This is a genomic window from Nonomuraea sp. B19D2, assembly GCF_040137845.1.
Taxonomy (GTDB): Bacteria; Actinomycetota; Actinomycetes; order Streptosporangiales; family Streptosporangiaceae; genus Nonomuraea.
The window spans coordinates 247,990-262,675 of sequence record NZ_JBEFAK010000003.1 but is presented as its reverse complement, the minus strand read 5'-3'; the positions used below and the strand labels follow the sequence as shown (position 1 = coordinate 262,675).

The 14,686-nt window shown below is 72.1% G+C and carries 12 protein-coding genes; 4 read left to right on the top strand and 8 right to left on the bottom strand.

Features of this window, described 5'->3' with window-relative positions; translation table 11 throughout:
- Positions 1–271: 271 nt before the first annotated feature.
- Entirely contained in the window at positions 272–3,418 is a 3,147-nt protein-coding gene (ileS, locus tag ABN273_RS07805; RefSeq protein WP_349447966.1) for an isoleucine--tRNA ligase, read from the bottom strand.
- A 441-nt stretch (positions 3,419–3,859) separates the two neighbouring features.
- Between ileS and ABN273_RS07800 the strand changes: the two genes are divergently transcribed.
- The 3 genes from ABN273_RS07800 to ABN273_RS07790 are packed head-to-tail and all read left to right on the top strand — an operon-like array spanning position 3,860 to position 5,740.
- Positions 3,860–4,264: a TraR/DksA family transcriptional regulator gene (locus tag ABN273_RS07800; RefSeq protein WP_502910967.1), complete on the top strand. Its 405-nt coding sequence runs from the start codon at positions 3,860–3,862 to the stop codon at positions 4,262–4,264.
- A gap of 44 nt (positions 4,265–4,308) precedes the next feature.
- Positions 4,309–4,818 carry a signal peptidase II gene (lspA, locus tag ABN273_RS07795; protein ID WP_349447964.1) on the top strand — a complete coding sequence of 170 codons (510 nt, stop codon included), beginning with the start codon at positions 4,309–4,311 and terminating at the stop codon, positions 4,816–4,818.
- Entirely contained in the window at positions 4,811–5,740 is a 930-nt protein-coding gene (locus ABN273_RS07790; protein ID WP_349447963.1) for an RluA family pseudouridine synthase, read from the top strand. Before lspA ends, ABN273_RS07790 begins: the two co-directional genes overlap by 8 nt.
- 25 nt (positions 5,741–5,765) lie before the next feature.
- Here the strand turns inward: ABN273_RS07790 and ABN273_RS07785 are convergent, their stop codons facing one another.
- From ABN273_RS07785 to ABN273_RS07760, 6 genes are read right to left on the bottom strand one after another with little or no spacing between them, the layout of a single operon-like run.
- The gene (locus ABN273_RS07785) at positions 5,766–7,097 is read right to left on the bottom strand and encodes a serine/threonine-protein kinase (RefSeq protein WP_349447962.1); all 1,332 of its coding nucleotides are present in this window, start codon (positions 7,095–7,097) and stop codon (positions 5,766–5,768) included.
- A gap of 10 nt (positions 7,098–7,107) precedes the next feature.
- On the bottom strand, positions 7,108–7,419 hold the full coding sequence (locus ABN273_RS07780; protein WP_349447961.1) for an AzlD domain-containing protein: 312 nt from the start codon (positions 7,417–7,419) through the stop codon (positions 7,108–7,110).
- Positions 7,416–8,090, bottom strand: a complete 675-nt coding sequence (locus ABN273_RS07775) for an AzlC family ABC transporter permease (protein ID WP_349447960.1) — start codon at positions 8,088–8,090, stop codon at positions 7,416–7,418. The genes ABN273_RS07780 and ABN273_RS07775 overlap by 4 nt, the downstream gene beginning before the upstream one ends.
- Positions 8,091–8,101: 11 nt before the next feature.
- Positions 8,102–8,944 carry an AraC family transcriptional regulator gene (locus ABN273_RS07770; protein ID WP_349447959.1) on the bottom strand — a complete coding sequence of 281 codons (843 nt, stop codon included), beginning with the start codon at positions 8,942–8,944 and terminating at the stop codon, positions 8,102–8,104.
- Positions 8,941–10,521: a serine/threonine-protein kinase gene (locus ABN273_RS07765; RefSeq protein ID WP_349447958.1), complete on the bottom strand. Its 1,581-nt coding sequence runs from the start codon at positions 10,519–10,521 to the stop codon at positions 8,941–8,943. The genes ABN273_RS07770 and ABN273_RS07765 overlap by 4 nt, the downstream gene beginning before the upstream one ends.
- 10 nt (positions 10,522–10,531) lie before the next feature.
- Positions 10,532–12,421, bottom strand: a complete 1,890-nt coding sequence (locus ABN273_RS07760) for a serine/threonine-protein kinase (RefSeq protein WP_349447957.1) — start codon at positions 12,419–12,421, stop codon at positions 10,532–10,534.
- A 288-nt stretch (positions 12,422–12,709) separates the two neighbouring features.
- Between ABN273_RS07760 and ABN273_RS07755 the strand changes: the two genes are divergently transcribed.
- Positions 12,710–13,561: a chorismate mutase gene (locus tag ABN273_RS07755; protein WP_349447956.1), complete on the top strand. Its 852-nt coding sequence runs from the start codon at positions 12,710–12,712 to the stop codon at positions 13,559–13,561.
- Positions 13,562–13,569: 8 nt separating this feature from the next.
- On the opposite strand, the gene ABN273_RS07750 is transcribed toward ABN273_RS07755, so the two are convergent.
- Positions 13,570–14,685 carry an SGNH/GDSL hydrolase family protein gene (locus ABN273_RS07750; protein ID WP_349447955.1) on the bottom strand — a complete coding sequence of 372 codons (1,116 nt, stop codon included), beginning with the start codon at positions 14,683–14,685 and terminating at the stop codon, positions 13,570–13,572.
- Position 14,686: the final 1 nt, after the last annotated feature.

Sequence of the window (14,686 nt, the reverse complement as noted above, 5' to 3'; positions counted from 1 at the left end):
GTGGGCGCTGCGCGTGGCCATGCGTGGCCTGACGCAGCGCGGGCTGCGGTGAGATGGGGTTGCAGTGACCCCCTGTGTGGCGATATTGGCGCTTGAGGCCGGCTAGCAACCAGTGACGAGGCGCGGTGCAGTGGGTGCTGCGCGGCATAAGCCGTTGGTAGCGGGCCGTGGCGCTGAGGCGGGCGCGTTGGGGGCGGGCGCGGCCGCATGGTGGCCGATACAGGCATGGTGAGCTGCGGTGGGGCGGGCCCCACCGCAGCATCCGGTGTCGTCAGGCGCGGCGGAGCTGGAAGACCAGCGACAGGTCCTCGTCCGTGTGGGACGGGAGGTCCGGCGCCGTGCCCTCCGTGACCGTGGTCGCCAGGACCTCCTCCGCCACCACGTGCCCCTCGGTACGCAGGGCCGCGGCGAGGTCAGGGGAGGACGTGGTCCACCACAGGTCGATCCGGTCGGTGATCGACAGGCCGGTCGACTTGCGGGCGTCCTGGACCAGGCGGATGACCTCGCGCAGGAGACCGGCGCGGCGCAGGTCGTCCGTGAGCTCCAGGTCCAGGGCCACCGTCTCGCCCGTGCCGGTGCCGATCGCGCCCGTCTCCACCGCCCAGCCCGAGCGGGGCTGCTCGTTGACGATCACGTCGTCGGGGCCGAGCATGATCTCGCCCAGCTCGTCTGCCTCCACCATGACCGTGGAGCCGGAGCGGAGGGCGCGGGCCACGCGGGTGGGGTCGGCGGCGGAGACCGCGGCGGCCACCAGCTTGGTCTGGGAGCCGAAGCGCTTGCCCAGGGCCCGGAAGTTGGGCTTGACGGAGTAGGACACGAGATCGGCGCTGAATCCGGACATGTCCTCGAGCGCGTGGACGTTCAGCTCGTCCGCCACCAGCCCACGGAGCTCACCGGGCAGCGACGGCCAGCCGTGCGCCCCCACCAGGGCCCGGCGGAGCGGCTGGCGGGTCTTGACGCCCGAGGAGGCGCGGGCCGAGCGGCCCAGCTCCACCAGGCGCCGCACCAGAGCCATCTGGTCGGACAGCACCGGGTCGAGCAGGTCCTCGCGCACCGTGGGCCAGGAGGCCAGGTGCACCGAGGAGGGCGCCTCGGGGGCGCGCAGCACGTCCCAGAGGTAGTCGGTGACGAACGGCGTGATGGGGGCCATCAGCCGCGTCACCGCCTCCAGGCACTCGTACAGCGTCGCGAACGCCTCCAGCGACCCTTGCCAGAACCGGCGGCGCGAGCGGCGCACGTACCAGTTGGACAGGTCGTCGAGGAAGTCGGCCAGGCGGCGGCCGGCGCGCTGGGTGTCGTACTCGTCCAGGGACGCCGTGACCTCGCTCACCGTCCTGTGCAGCTCGGCCAGCACCCAGCGGTCGAGCAGCGGGCGCTCGGCCACCGGCGTGGCCTCCGCGAGCATGGACGGCGACCAGGACTCGGCGTTCGCGTAGAGGGTGAAGAACGACGAGGTGTTCCAGAGCGTCAGCAGGACCTTGCGGACGATCTCCTCCAGCGCGTTGTGCCCCACCCGGCGCGCCGCCCAGGGCGAGCCCGAGCAGGCCATGAACCAGCGCAGCGCGTCGGCCCCGTGCTGGTCCATCAGCGGGATCGGCTCGAGGATGTTGCCCAGGTGCTTGCTCATCTTGCGGCCGTCCTCGGCGAGGATGAGGCCGAGGCAGAGCACGTTCTCGTAGGAGGACTGGCCGAAGACGAGCGTGCCGACGGCCATCAGCGAGTAGAACCAGCCGCGCGTCTGGTCGGTGGCCTCGCAGATGAACTGCGCCGGATAGACGCCCTCCGGCTTGCCGTGCTCGCCCCACTGGGCGAACGGCATGGAGCCGGAGTCGTACCAGGCGTCGATGACGTCCGGCACGCGGCGCGCGAGAGCGCCGCACGACGGGCAGTCGAAGGTCACGTCGTCGACGTACGGGCGGTGCGGGTCGAGCGCCGAGATGTCCTGGCCGGCCAGGTTGCCCAGCTCCGCCAGCGAGCCGACGCACGTCACGTGGGACTCGTCCGCGGAGCACACCCACAGCGGCAGCGGCGTGCCCCAGTAGCGCGAGCGCGACAGCGACCAGTCGACGTTGTTGCGCAGCCACTCGCCGAACCGGCCCCACTTGATCGTCTCGGGGTACCAGTTGGTGTCGGCGTTCTCCGCCAGCATCTTGTCCTTGACCGCCGTGGTGCGGATGTACCAGGACGGGAGGGCGTAGTAGAGCAGCGGGGTGTGGCAGCGCCAGCAGTGGGGGTAGGCGTGCTCGAAGTGGCCGCCGCGGTAGAGCAGCCCGCGGGCGCGCAGGTCCTCGGTCAGCTCCTCGTCGGCGTCCTTGAAGAACCGGCCGCCGACCATGGGCACGTCGTCGAGGAAGCGGCCGTCGGGGCCGATCGGGTTGACGACGGGCATGTCGTACCGCTTGATCACGGCCATGTCGTCGGCGCCGAACGCCGGGGCCTGGTGGACCAGGCCGGTGCCGTCCTCGACCGTGACGTAGTCGCCGAGCACGACGTAGTGGGCGCCGGGGATGTCGACCAGGTCGAACGGGCGGGAGTACGTGGTGTGCTCCAGCTCGCGCCCCGTGTGGCGGGCCACCTCGGTCGCGCCCTCGCCCAGGACCGACAGCAGCGGCTCGGCCACCACCAGGACCTCGCCGTCCGCCGTGCGCGCCGCGACGTAGGTCACGTCGGGGTGCACGGCGACCGCCGTGTTGGACACGAGGGTCCACGGCGTGGTCGTCCACACGAGCAGGGAGGCGCCCAGCTCGGCCAGCGGCCCGGAGGTCACCGGCATGCGGACGTAGACCGACGGGCTGGAGACGTTCTCGTAGCCGCCGGGCTGGCCCAGCTCGTGGTCGGACAGCCCCGTGCCGCAGCGCGGGCAGTACGGAGTGATGCGGAAGTCGCGGAACAGCAGCCCCTTGTCCCACACGACCTTCAGCGACCACCACACCGACTCGATGTAGGACGGGTCCATCGTCCGGTACGCCTGGGACAGGTCGATCCAGTAGCCCATGCGCTCGGTCATCTGCTCGAACGCGTCCACGTGCCGCAGCACCGACTCGCGGCACTTGGCGTTGAACTCGGCGATGCCGTATTCCTCGATGTCCTTCTTGCCGGTCAGGCCCAGCTCGCGCTCGACGCCGACCTCGACCGGCAGGCCGTGGCAGTCCCATCCGGCCTTACGCGGAACGCTGAATCCGCGCATGGACTTGTAGCGCGGGAAGAGGTCCTTGAACACCCGGGCCTCGACGTGGTGCACGCCGGGCAGGCCGTTCGCGGTGGGCGGACCCTCGTAGAAGACCCAGGACGGGTTACCGGAGTTCTGCTCCACGGAACGCTCGAAGATCTTCCCGTCCCGCCAGCGGTCGAGGACCTCACGCTCGAGCGCGGGCAGGTCGACCTGCGCGGGAAGAGAGCGGAACGTTGGGGAAGACATTTCGGGCGTGACCTCCACGCATCATCGGCCGGCAGGCTTGCGTGAAGGGACGAAGCCATGCGGCTCCGCGGTACCACCCTTCTTGACCTCCCCCGGGGGAGGCCCTCTTCGTTTGGTCTGCTGCCGGGTCTAATGAGCTCGCACGAGCCGTTCTTCCGGCGGCTCCGGGGTGATATCCCTCACAGTCGGGCCCCATCAACGCCTTGCAGTCTCAAACCATAACGCAGAGTGGAGGCGAAGGCTTCCTGGTTTCCCGGGGACGCACCGTCCGGCGGCCCACGTCGGTACGCAACCGACAAAGTTGTGGGAATGGACGCCCCTGTGGAGGAGTTGAATGCGCGAGGCGGGATAGTACGGGGGAGGTAAACCGTCCGGCGGGTCGTTTGCCGTTCCGTTATCTGGATCCTAAGCTGCCCGCACCATTTACGGCCTTGATCAGCAATGGAGGCAGCCATGGCGGCAGTCACGCAGACCACCGCTACACCGTCGACGTGGTCGGAGCGGGAGCTGGCCGAGGTACGCGGCAGGCTTCAGAGCGAGATCGACGAGCTCAACGCGGACATCCGCCGCCACGAGACGGAGATAGCCTCTGGAGACGTCACCCAGGGAGCCGGCGACGACCAGGCGGACGCCGGCGCCAAGACGTACGAGCGCGAACGCGAGATCGCCCTTACCCTGAATGCGCGCGATCTGGTCGCGCAGAACGAACGTGCGATCGCCAGGATCGACGCAGGGACCTATGGAGTGTGCGAATCGTGCCACAAGCCGATCGGCAAGGAACGCCTTCAGGCGTTCCCGAGGGCGACGCTGTGCGTGGCCTGCAAGCAGAAGGAGGAGCGCCGGTAGCGCCGGCGGGCCGGTCCCGCGGGCGCCTCGTCGCCGTCCTCGTCGTGCTGGCGGCCGTGATCTACACGGGCGACCTCATCACCAAGACGGTGGTGCTGCGCACACTTGAGGGCCGGGCGCCGCTCGTCGTCATCCCGGACGTGCTGCAGTTCCGGGTGATCTTCAATTCCGGTGCCGCGTTCAGCATCGGCACCGGAATGACCTTCGTCTTCACGTTCATCGCCTTGGGCGTGGTCGTGGCCATCGTGCGCACCGCCCGCAAGCTGGGCAGCCGGTCCTGGGCGATCACGCTCGGCCTGCTGCTCGGCGGGGCGCTCGGCAACCTCACCGACCGGCTGCTGCGCTACCCGTCGGGCATCGGGCGTGCCACGCAGCTCCAGGGGCACGTCGTCGACTTCATCGAGGTGCTGCCCGGGCATTTCCCCGTCATCGACTACTTCCCCGTCTTCAACATCGCCGACTCGGCCATCGTCTGCGGCGGCATCCTGGCGGTGCTCCTGGCCTGGCGGAACGTGCAGATCGACGGGTCCAAGGAGGTGGCGAAGGGTGAGTGAGCAGCGCAGTCTTCCCGTCCCCGACGGCCTGGAGGGCGAGCGGCTCGACGCCGCGCTCTCGCGCCTGTTCGGCTTCTCCCGCACCCGCGCGGCCGAGCTGATCGTCGCGGGCGAGGTGCTGGTGGACGGGCGGCAGCCGGCCAAGTCGGACCGGGTGCACGCCGGCGCGTGGCTCGACGTGACGATGCCGCCGCCGGTCACCACGCCGATGCCGGTCGCCGAGCCGGTGCCGGGCATGACGGTCGTGTACGAGGACGACGACATCATCGTGGTCAACAAGCCGATCGGGGTGGCGGCCCACCCGACCGTCGGCTGGACCGGGCCGACCGTGATCGGCGGGCTGCTCGGTGCCGGTCACACCATCGCCACCAGCGGGGCGGCCGAGCGGCAGGGCATCGTGCACCGGCTCGACGCCAACACCACGGGGGCGATGGTGGTGGCCAAGAGCGAGACGGCGTACTCGCGGCTCAAGCGGGCCTTCAAGGAGCGCACGGTCGACAAGCGTTACCACGCGCTGGTGCAGGGACATCCTGACCCGTTCCGGGGCACGGTGGACGCGCCCATCGACCGGCACCCCTCTGGGGACGGGCGGTTCGCGGTGGTGGCCGGGGGCAAGCCGTCCGTCACCCATTACGACACCGTCGAGGCGTTCCGCGCGGCCTCGTTGCTGGACATCAAGCTGGAGACCGGGCGTACGCACCAGATCAGGGTGCACATGGCGGCGCTGCGGCACCCCTGCGTCGGCGACTTGCTGTACGGCGCCGACCCGACGCTGGCGGCCCGCCTGGGGGTCACGCGGCAGTGGCTGCACGCCGTGGCGCTCGGGTTCGAGCACCCGGCCACGGGGGAGTGGATGTCGTTCAGCACGGACTACCCGCAGGACCTGCAGAAGGCGCTGGACATCGTCCGCGACGAGTCCTGACCCGGCCGTCGGCGGGGCCGCGGGGTCAGCGGTGCCGCCTGACCTTCCTCCGCCCCCGGTCCGACGGCTCGACCGAGCCGGGGGCCTGGGAGGGCGTCTGGTCCTTCTGCTTCGGTTTCTTCTTTTTCTTGGTCTTGCTCTCGGTGGGCGTCGGCTCCCGGCTGGGGCTCTTGCGTTCGGCGGTGGGTGTCCTGTCCTGCTCCCGGGTGGCCGGCGGTGAGCTCGGCGGAGCGGGAGGCGTGGCGGCGGTCTGCGGAGGGCTCTGCGAGGTGGTCTGCAGTGTGGTCTGAGGGGACGTCTGGGGGGACGTCTCCGGGGTCGGCTCGGGCCCGGTGGCCGACGGGGTGGCGGTCACGACGGCGGGGGCGGGGCCCGGGTCGCGAGGCAGGTCGCTCGGGCGGTTGGACCACCAGGCCGCACCGCCCGTGACGACGGCCACGATCAGCGCGCCCCCGGCGATCGCGGCCACCGGCAGCCGGCGCCGCCGAGGTCGCGGCGCCACCGCGGGCATCGGGACGGGACCCGTCTGCTCGGGTGCGCCGCCCGCGATGATCGCGGCCAGCCGCCGCTCGGCCTTCTCCAGCGACATGCGCTCCGCGGGGTTCTTGCGCAGCAGGCCGAGCAGCATGGGGGCGAGCACGCCGGCGCGGGCCAGCGGCTCCGGCTCGGCGTGCATGACCGCGCCGAGCGTGGCCAGGGCGTTGTCCCGGTGGAAGGGCGAGTGGCCCTCGACGGCCAGGTAGAGCGTCACGCCCAGCGACCACAGGTCCGAGGCGGGCCTGGCCTGGCCGCCGGCCGCGCGCTCCGGCGCCATGAAGGCGGGGGTGCCGATCAGGATGCCCGTACGCGTCACGGGCGCCTCGTCCTCCGTGGTGGCGATGCCGAAGTCGGTGAGCACCGCCCGCCCGTCCTCGGTGAGCAGCACGTTGTCCGGCTTCACGTCACGATGCAGCACGCCCGCCGCGTGGGCCGCGCGCAGCGCTTCCATGAGCTGCAGCCCGAGCTTCGCCACCTCGGCCGGAGGCATGGGGCCGTCCTCGCGAATCAGCTCTCCTAAGGTGCGGGAGTGCACGAGCTGCATGACGATCCACGGGTGGCCGTGCTCCTCCAGGACGTCGTACACGGTGGCCACGCCCGGATGCGCCACCCGGCCCGCCGCCCGCGCCTCCCTGAACGTCCGCACGGCGAACACATCGCGCTCGGGGTCCGTGAGGTCGGGCGGCGGCAGGACCTCCTTGACGGCCACGTCCCTGCCCAGCACCTCGTCGTGGGCCTGCCAGACCGTGCCCATGCCGCCCTTGCCGATCGTCCTGAGCAGCCGATAGCGCCCGCCCACCATCTCCGCTGATTCGGACATGCACCGGCGACTACCCCAGAAAGAACCGGACAAGCGCGGTGACGACGGCCGCCGCGGCCAGAATGACCAGGAAGGGCGCCCGCAACAGCAGCGCGACGACTGCGGCGCCCAGCCCCGCCGTGCGGGCCGGGTCGAAGCGCAGCCCGCCCTGCTCCGTGAACATCTGCACCGCGATCAGCGCCGCCAGCAGCGCCACCGGCACCAGTTCCGCGAACCTGCGGATCGCCGGATGCTCAAGCACCCGGCGCGGCGCCGCCAGCCCGGCCAGCTTGAGCGCGTAGCAGCCCGCGCAGAGCGCGGCGATGGCCCACCACAGCGTCATCGCGCCATCCCCACCAGGACGGCCGCGACAACCGGCAGGGCGGAGAGCAGCACGGGCACCCCGGGCGGCAGGAACGGGGTGGCGCACAGCGCGATCGCCGCCGCGACCGCGGCCAGCCGGCGCAGCTGCGCGGTGGCGGTCAGGCGGGGCCAGAGGATGGCCAGGAACGCGGCCGGGCCCACCACGTCCAGCCCCAGCACGCCGGGGTCGCCCAGGGACGACGCGCCGTACGCGCCCGCCAGCGTGGTCAGGTTCCAGGTGAGGTAGAGGCTGACGAACGTGACCGTGAAGCCGGTGCGCGCCGCCTGCTCGTCCGGCTGGGCCAGCGTGACGGCCGTCGTCTCGTCGATCACCCCGTGCGCGGACAGCAGCCGGCGCGGCCCGCGTACCCGCAGCAGGCCGGCCAGGCGCAGGCCGTAGAGCGTGTTGCGGCCGCCCAGCAGCAGCGCGCCCAGGGTGGCGGTCACCAGGTCGCCGCCCGCGCCCACCGCGCCGGTCAGCGCGAACTGGGAGGCGCCGGTGAACGTCAGCAGGCTCAGCACGCACGCCTGCGGCACGCTGAGGCCCGCTGTGATCGCCGCGGCGCCGAAGGCGACCCCCGACAGCCCCACGGCCACGCCCACGCCGAGGCCGTCCCGCACGGCGGCGGAACGGTGTGTTGTCTGTTCCATACCGCAAGAGGCTAGGAGGTGGGGGAAGCGCCGGTCTTGTACGTTCCTGCAGCACGCTGGTAGGCGGCGGGCGGCACGCCTACGATGCGCTTGAAATGCCGGTTGAGGTGGGCCTGGTCGGTGAAGCCCACCTCGGCGGCCACCTGCGCGGGGCGTACCCCGGACTGGAGGAGGCGGCGCGCCTGGCGTACCCGGAGCGAGGTGAGGTAGGCGTGCGGCGGCAGGCCAGTCACGGCCTTGAACGCCCGCAGCAGCGCGAACGGCCGCGCGCCCACCGCGCCGGCCAGGTCCTCCAGCGTCGGCGGGTCGACGAGGCTCTCGTGCAGCAGGTCGAGCGCCTCCCGCACGGCCCGCGCGCCCCCGGCGGGCAGGACCGCGGCAGGGCGGGGAGTCGCGTGGCGAGTGACCAGCCGGGCGAACAGCGTGCGGCTCAGCGTCGAGGCGGCCAGCGCGTCGCCGTGCTCGGCCGCCTGGTGCGCCCTGGCCAGCAGCGCCGCCACCGCGTCGTCGCGCACGACCTGCTCGGGGAAGTGCGGCGTCGCGTAGGGCGCGCCCAGCTCGGCGGCGACGCCGGCCAGCGTGTCGATCGACGGGTAGAGCATGCGGTACGACCAGCCGTCCGGCGTGCCCGCCTGGCCGGTGTGCGCGGAGTCGGGGTTGACCAGCACCACCTCGCCCGCGCCCGCACGCAGCAGGGTGCCGCGGTAGTCGAACTCCTCGACGCCCCTGACGATCACACCGATGGCGTACCCGTCATGCACGTGCCGGGTGAAGCGGTGGGTGACGTAGCGGGCCTTGAGCAGGTCGGTGCCCGGCACCGCCGGATGCCGCCAGAAGTGCGCCTGCTCCTTCATCTCGGTCTGAACGTCTTCGCGAACGTCTCGAAGTAGCGCCTGTCGGCGGTCCAGCGGGAGTCGGGCGTCTCCCAGTAGAGGGCGTACGGGCGGCCGTCGGCGGTGCGGAAGCCGCGGTTGATCACATGGATCAGCACGCCGTCGCGTACCCGCGTGAACTCCCAGTCGGCGGCCTGCAGACCGAGATATCTGGTGCGGTCGATGCCGATGCGGGTGTACCGCGCGAACTGGCCCTTGGCCTGGATCTCCTTCTCCAGCGCCAGCCACTGCCGCGCCGGGTCCCGCCACGCGAACTCAGGAACGGTCCACTCGACCATCATCGCCCCGGAGGTGCCGGGGCCTTTGAAAGTGATGCTGTCCCTCTCGGGGTGCTTCGCCGCCTGCCACTGCCGGGGCATGGCGATCGAGAAGCGGCCCGCCGCGCTGGTGAAGGTCCGCCAGCCGGCGGGCACCGTGACCGTGGGTCCGCCGGTGGGCGTCGCCTTCGTGGTCTTCGTGGTGACCGAGGGCGCCGGGGTGGCGGTCGGCGCCGGGCTGGTCGTCGTGGGGGCGCTCGTCCAGCGGTCGGAGAGCAGGACGCCACCCGTGCCCAGCACCGCCACGGCGGCCACGGCGGCAGGCAGGCCGATCCACAGCGCCTTGCCACGCCTGGCGCGCGAGGCGAGCGTGGGGCGCGGCGCGCCGTCGGCCGTCGGGTGCCAGGCGGCCGTCCCGCGGCTCGCGTGGCTCTGGGCGCCGCCCGGCCGGCGGGGGTCGCCGCCGGGCGCGGGACGGGCGGAGGCGACCTCGTACAGGATCCTCGAGGCCTCGTCGGCCGGCAGCCGCTCGGCCGGGTCCCTGTGCAGCAACCCCATGATGACCGGCTCCAGCGCGCCCGCCCGCGCCGGCGGCCGGGGCACGTCGCGCAGCACCGCCGCCACCGTCGCCGCCCACGAGTCGCGCTTGAACGGCGGCTCGCCCTCGACGGCCGCGTACAGCGTCGCCCCCAGCGACCACAGGTCCGACTCGGGCCGGGCGGGCTCGCCGTTCAGCCGCTCGGGAGGCATATACGCGGGCGTGCCCACCAGCCCGCCGGTCGCCGTCAGCCCCCCTTCGGCCTCCAGCGAGGCGATGCCGAAGTCGGTCAGGACGACCCGGCCGTCGTCGGCCAGCAGCACGTTCTCCGGCTTCACGTCGCGGTGCAGCACCCCGGTGGCGTGCGCGGCGCGCAGGGCGTCCAGCACCCGCCCGCCGATCACCGCGGCCTGCCCCACCGTGAGCGGCCCCTGCTCGCGCAGCACCTCGGCCAGCGAGCGCGAGCGCACGAGCTGCATCACGATCCACGGCCGGCCGTCCTCCTCGACGACGTCGTGGATGACGATCACCGACGGGTGGTCGAGGCGGCCCGCCGCCCTGGCCTCCCTGATGGTCCTGCGGTTGAGCTCGGCCCGCTTGGCGTCGCCGACGCCCGTGTAGCGGACCTCCTTGATCGCCACCGTACGGTCGAGCAGCTCGTCATAGGCACGCCAGACCACGCCCATCCCGCCTTCGCCGAGCGGCTCGATGAGGCGATACCGGTTGCTGACCTGCCGTTCCACGCAGTGAAGCCTACTTTGCGGGTTTGAAGGTGGCGCAGAAGCCCTCGAAGAAGTCGTAGTCCTCTTTCCAGTGGCTCTTCAGCGTGTGCCAGTAGATCGCGTACGCCCTGCCGTTGTCGGTGATGAAGCCCCGGTTGCGCACGCGGGTCAGGCCGGTGTTGGTCCTCCAGGTGAAGTCCCAGTCGGCGGCGGCCTTCTGGTAGTCGACCCGGTGGATGCCGAGCTTCTTGTAGCCGCCGAAGACGTTGTTGAGTTTCGGCTCCTGCTTCTTCCAGTCCTTGTACGGGTCATTGTCGGACTTACCGCCATCCTCGATCATGAGGTACGCGTTGGAAGCCGCGCCCGGGCCCCTGAACCTGACCTGATTGTCGTCGCGGGTCAGCACGTCCCAGCCCTTGGGCAGGCCGACGGAGAAGCCGAGCTTCTTGTCCTTGTACATCTTCCAGCCCTTGGGCAGCGAGTCCTCCGGCTTCTCGGGGGACGGGCTCTGCGTGGGGGACACCGTGGGCGACACCGTGGGCGTGGCCGTCGACGGCGGCTGGGACGCGCTGGGCGGGGCCTGTGAAGGGCTCGCCGTGACGACCGCGGCCTGGGACTTGTCCTTGTCCGGCGTGCTGTCTTCCGGGGCCGAGCTCAGGCCGAGATAGCCGCCGACCGCGGCGACCAGCACGACCGCCACGCCCGCCGCGACGACCGGCCCGGCCCGCAGCCGGTCCGGCCTGGCCGCGTCCATCGTGGACTCGGCGGGAGGCGCCGGGTCCACGGTCGGCGCGGGGGTGATCCGCGCGCCGGTCTCGGGGGCGGCCGGTGCCTGCGCCGGGGACTGGGCCGGTGCCTGCGCCGGGGCCGAGGACCGGGACGCGTGCGGATCGGTCGGGGTGTCGTCCTCGACGGGCGCCGGACGCGGCTTGCCGTACGTGCGCGGCTTGCCATATGTGCGCGACTCGCCGTACGGGCGCGCCCTGTCCTGGGAGGGCTCCTTGGCCGGCGGCGGTGGCGGCGGCGGTGTGGTCTTGCGGAACGGGGTGGGGACGCGCACCGTCTCAGTCGCGGGGAACTGCATGGTCGGCGGCGGGGTCGCCTGCGCGATGACCTGGCGCAGCATCCGCTGCGCCTCCTCATAGGTGAGCCGCTGCACCGGCTCCTTCCGCAGCAGCCCGCTGATCACGTCGGTGAGCGGACCCGCGTGCGGCATGGGGTCGGGCTCGTCGGTCAGCACCGCGTGCATGGTGGCCAGGGCCATCCCCCGCTCGTGGGGAGAGCGGCCCTCCACGGCCGTGTACAGCGTGGCGCCTAACGACCACAGGTCCGACTCGCGCCGGGCGGGCAGCCCTTTGAGCCGCTCGGGCGCGATGAACGCCGGCGTGCCGGCCAGGCCCGTCACGGTGAGCTGCGTTTCCGTCTCGAGCGTGGCGATGCCGAAGTCGGTGAGGACGACGCGGCCGTCGTCGGCCAGCAGCACGTTCTCGGGTTTGACGTCACGGTGCAGGACGCCCGCCTCGTGGGCGCGGTGCAGCGCGTCCAGCACGGCCAGGCCGATCTCGGCCACCCGCTTGTGCTGCAGCGGCCCGTCCGCCTTGATCACCGCCCCCAGCGAGCGTGACTGGACGAGCTGCATGACGATCCAGGGCCGGTCGTCCTCCTCGATCACGTCGTGCACGACGATCACGTTGGGATGCTCGAACCTCGCCGCCGCCCTCGCCTCGCGCATTGTGCGCCGGTTCAGCAGCTGCACTTCCTCACCCAGGGCGGCGGCGTACCTGACCTCCTTGACCGCGACCGTGCGGTCGAGGAGCTCGTCATAGGCACGCCAGACGATGCCCATTCCGCCCCTGCCGATGGGTTCCTGCAGCTGGTAGCGGCCGGCGATGCGGCGTCCGTCCTGCTTGCGATCCGACATCAACGGCCTCAAACCCTCCTCCTGGCCAAGAAATACTCCCATAGCGAGGGATCAACGGCGACTCGCTTGAAGGTCAGTCCGCCATGTGAATAGTGCCGGGCAGCAGGTGGAGGCATGGGTGTAGGGTTTCAGACATGACTTGTCGCTACGCGTTTACCGAGCCGGCTCCGGGAGAGCCGGTCGTCAGCTAGCGACCACCTGGAGCCGGCACGAGGCAGAGACACCCGTCTCTGCCTCTTTGGTTTTCCCGCCGGCTTCTGGGGGCCGGCCCGAGATGGGGAGTCGAGGATGTCATCGACCTTGGAACGGCACTCTGTGGCGGTGGGTGACCTGCTCGTGGGCGAGGGGCCCGCCGTGGTGATCGGCGGCCGGGTCAGTCTGCGGGCGCACCACGGGCAGGTGGACGCGCATGAGGTGCTGGGAGAGCACGCCACGCTGGTGGAGCCGTACTCGGCCGCCGACCTGCCGGCGATCGCCTCCAGGGCCGACGCGGTGGTGGTGGGCTCGTCGTGGACGCGCGACATCCCGCTGGTACGCGCTGCCGCCGGGCTGGGGCTGCCGGTGGTGGTGGAGCGGCGGGCGTCGGCCTCCATGGAGGAGTGGCTGGGGCTGGCCCACTACTGCGCGGACGCGGGCGACGGGCGGGTGATCCTGTGTGCGGGCGGCCGGCTGGACCTGGGGCTGATGCGCGCGGCCCGCGCCGCCTCGGGGCGTCCGGTGCTCGCCGACGTGTCCCATGACGTGGGGCTGTCGGCCGCGGCGGTGGCGGCGGGCGTCGACGGCCTCGTCCTGGACGGGACCGGCGCGTCGGCGCTGCGGGTGGCCGAGGAGGCCGTGACGGTCGTCGGGGCGTTGGTGCGGCCGGAGTCGCCCGCCACGTTGCCGGAGTGCCGGCAGGCGATCGACCGGGTGGACGCCGCCCTGGCCACGCTGCTCGAGCGGCGGGCGGCGCTGGCGGGCATCGTGCAGCGGATCAAGCCGGTCGGCGGGTTCGCGGGGCGCGACCTCGCCCGGGAGCGCGCGCTCGTGGCCCGGATGGCGCTCCGGGCGCCGTCGCTGGGGGAGGCCCGGCTCGCGCCCATCATGAACGCCGTCATCGAGGCGGGCCTCCACCTGGCGGAGGAACGCTCAGACCAGTGACCCCCGGGTCAGGGGGTGGCCAGGAGGAAGTTGTTCATGGGCCGGCCGGGGCCGGCGGCGATCTGCCTGGTGATGAGCTCCGCGAAGCGGCGGTAGCCGTCGCCCGTCGGGTGGTAGCTGCGGGCGTTGACGGTGAGCTCCTCCATGTTCACGTTCAACCCGTTCAGGTACGGCTGCGGCCGCCCCACCTCGTGCCCGGCGAACGCCTCGTACGCGTCCACGTACTCCACGCTCCCCGGCGCCCCGAACGCCGCGATCGCGCGGTCGAAGTCGGCCACCACCGACCCCACCGCGGCGTTGAGCCGGCGCGTCACCTCGTTGAGCCAGCTCTGGTCGGCCGCGCTGAGGTTGTCGACGCTCTCCACCGGCTCCTCGGGGAACGGCCGCGGGTAGCCGAGGACGATGATGCGCGCGTTCGGCGCGCGCACCCGCAGCTCGCGCAGCACCTTGAGCACGCTGGGCCGCAGCTCCTCGATGCGGCGGGCGACGGCGGCGTCCTGCTCGACGCACGCCGACGACCACGGCAGCTTGACGATGCAGCCCGTGAGCACCTTCGTGAAGCCGGCGTCGTTGCCGCCGATGCTCAGCGTCACCAGGCTGGCGGCGGGGCCCACGCGGGTGATCTGGGGCGGCTGGCCGTGCTGGCCCGACAGGAGCTGGCCGGTGGTGGCGCCGCTGCAGGCGTAGAAGGCGGTGCCGCCGCCGAAGCGGTACGTGTGGGCCACCAGCGGCACGTACGAGCCCGACGCCCGGTGGCAGCGGTCGGCGCCGTCGTTGACGGGCTTCTTGTCGAGGTCGTAGACGCCCTCGCCGGAGGAGTAGGAGTCGCCGAGCGCCACGTACATGCCGCTCTGCGCCACCTGCACGGGTGTCAGGCGGGTCGCCTGCGGCAGCCGCCCGTCCGGCTCCTGGGTGGCCGGGCAGCCCGCGTCCAGGACCGCGCAGGCCAGCTTGGGGAAGACGCCCAGAGGTAAGCACGCCAGGGCGAGGGCGATGCCGGCGGCTACCGCCGCCGCGGTCTGGATGATCCCTCGCCCCGCTCGTTTCCGCGCCTGTTCCGGTCTCTGCCGTGTCGCCTCGTCCAGTGCGGCCTCCCCCGTGTGGCTGCTCCGCGTGAGCGACATC

Bases quoted from the DNA above. Each gene is read 5' to 3' on its own strand.
- ABN273_RS07760 (WP_349447957.1), bottom strand. From the start codon at position 12,421: ATGTCGGATCGCAAGCAGGACGGACGCCGCATCGCCGGCCGCTACCAG.
- ABN273_RS07780 (WP_349447961.1), bottom strand. From the start codon at position 7,419: ATGACGCTGTGGTGGGCCATCGCCGCGCTCTGCGCGGGCTGCTACGCG.
- ABN273_RS07770 (WP_349447959.1), bottom strand. From the start codon at position 8,944: ATGAAGGAGCAGGCGCACTTCTGGCGGCATCCGGCGGTGCCGGGCACC.
- ABN273_RS07775 (WP_349447960.1), bottom strand. From the start codon at position 8,090: ATGGAACAGACAACACACCGTTCCGCCGCCGTGCGGGACGGCCTCGGC.
- ABN273_RS07750 (WP_349447955.1), bottom strand. From the start codon at position 14,685: ATGTCGCTCACGCGGAGCAGCCACACGGGGGAGGCCGCACTGGACGAG.
- ABN273_RS07785 (WP_349447962.1), bottom strand. From the start codon at position 7,097: ATGTCCGAATCAGCGGAGATGGTGGGCGGGCGCTATCGGCTGCTCAGG.
- ABN273_RS07800 (WP_502910967.1), top strand. From the start codon at position 3,860: ATGGAGGCAGCCATGGCGGCAGTCACGCAGACCACCGCTACACCGTCG.
- ABN273_RS07755 (WP_349447956.1), top strand. From the start codon at position 12,710: ATGTCATCGACCTTGGAACGGCACTCTGTGGCGGTGGGTGACCTGCTC.
- ileS (WP_349447966.1), bottom strand. From the start codon at position 3,418: ATGTCTTCCCCAACGTTCCGCTCTCTTCCCGCGCAGGTCGACCTGCCC.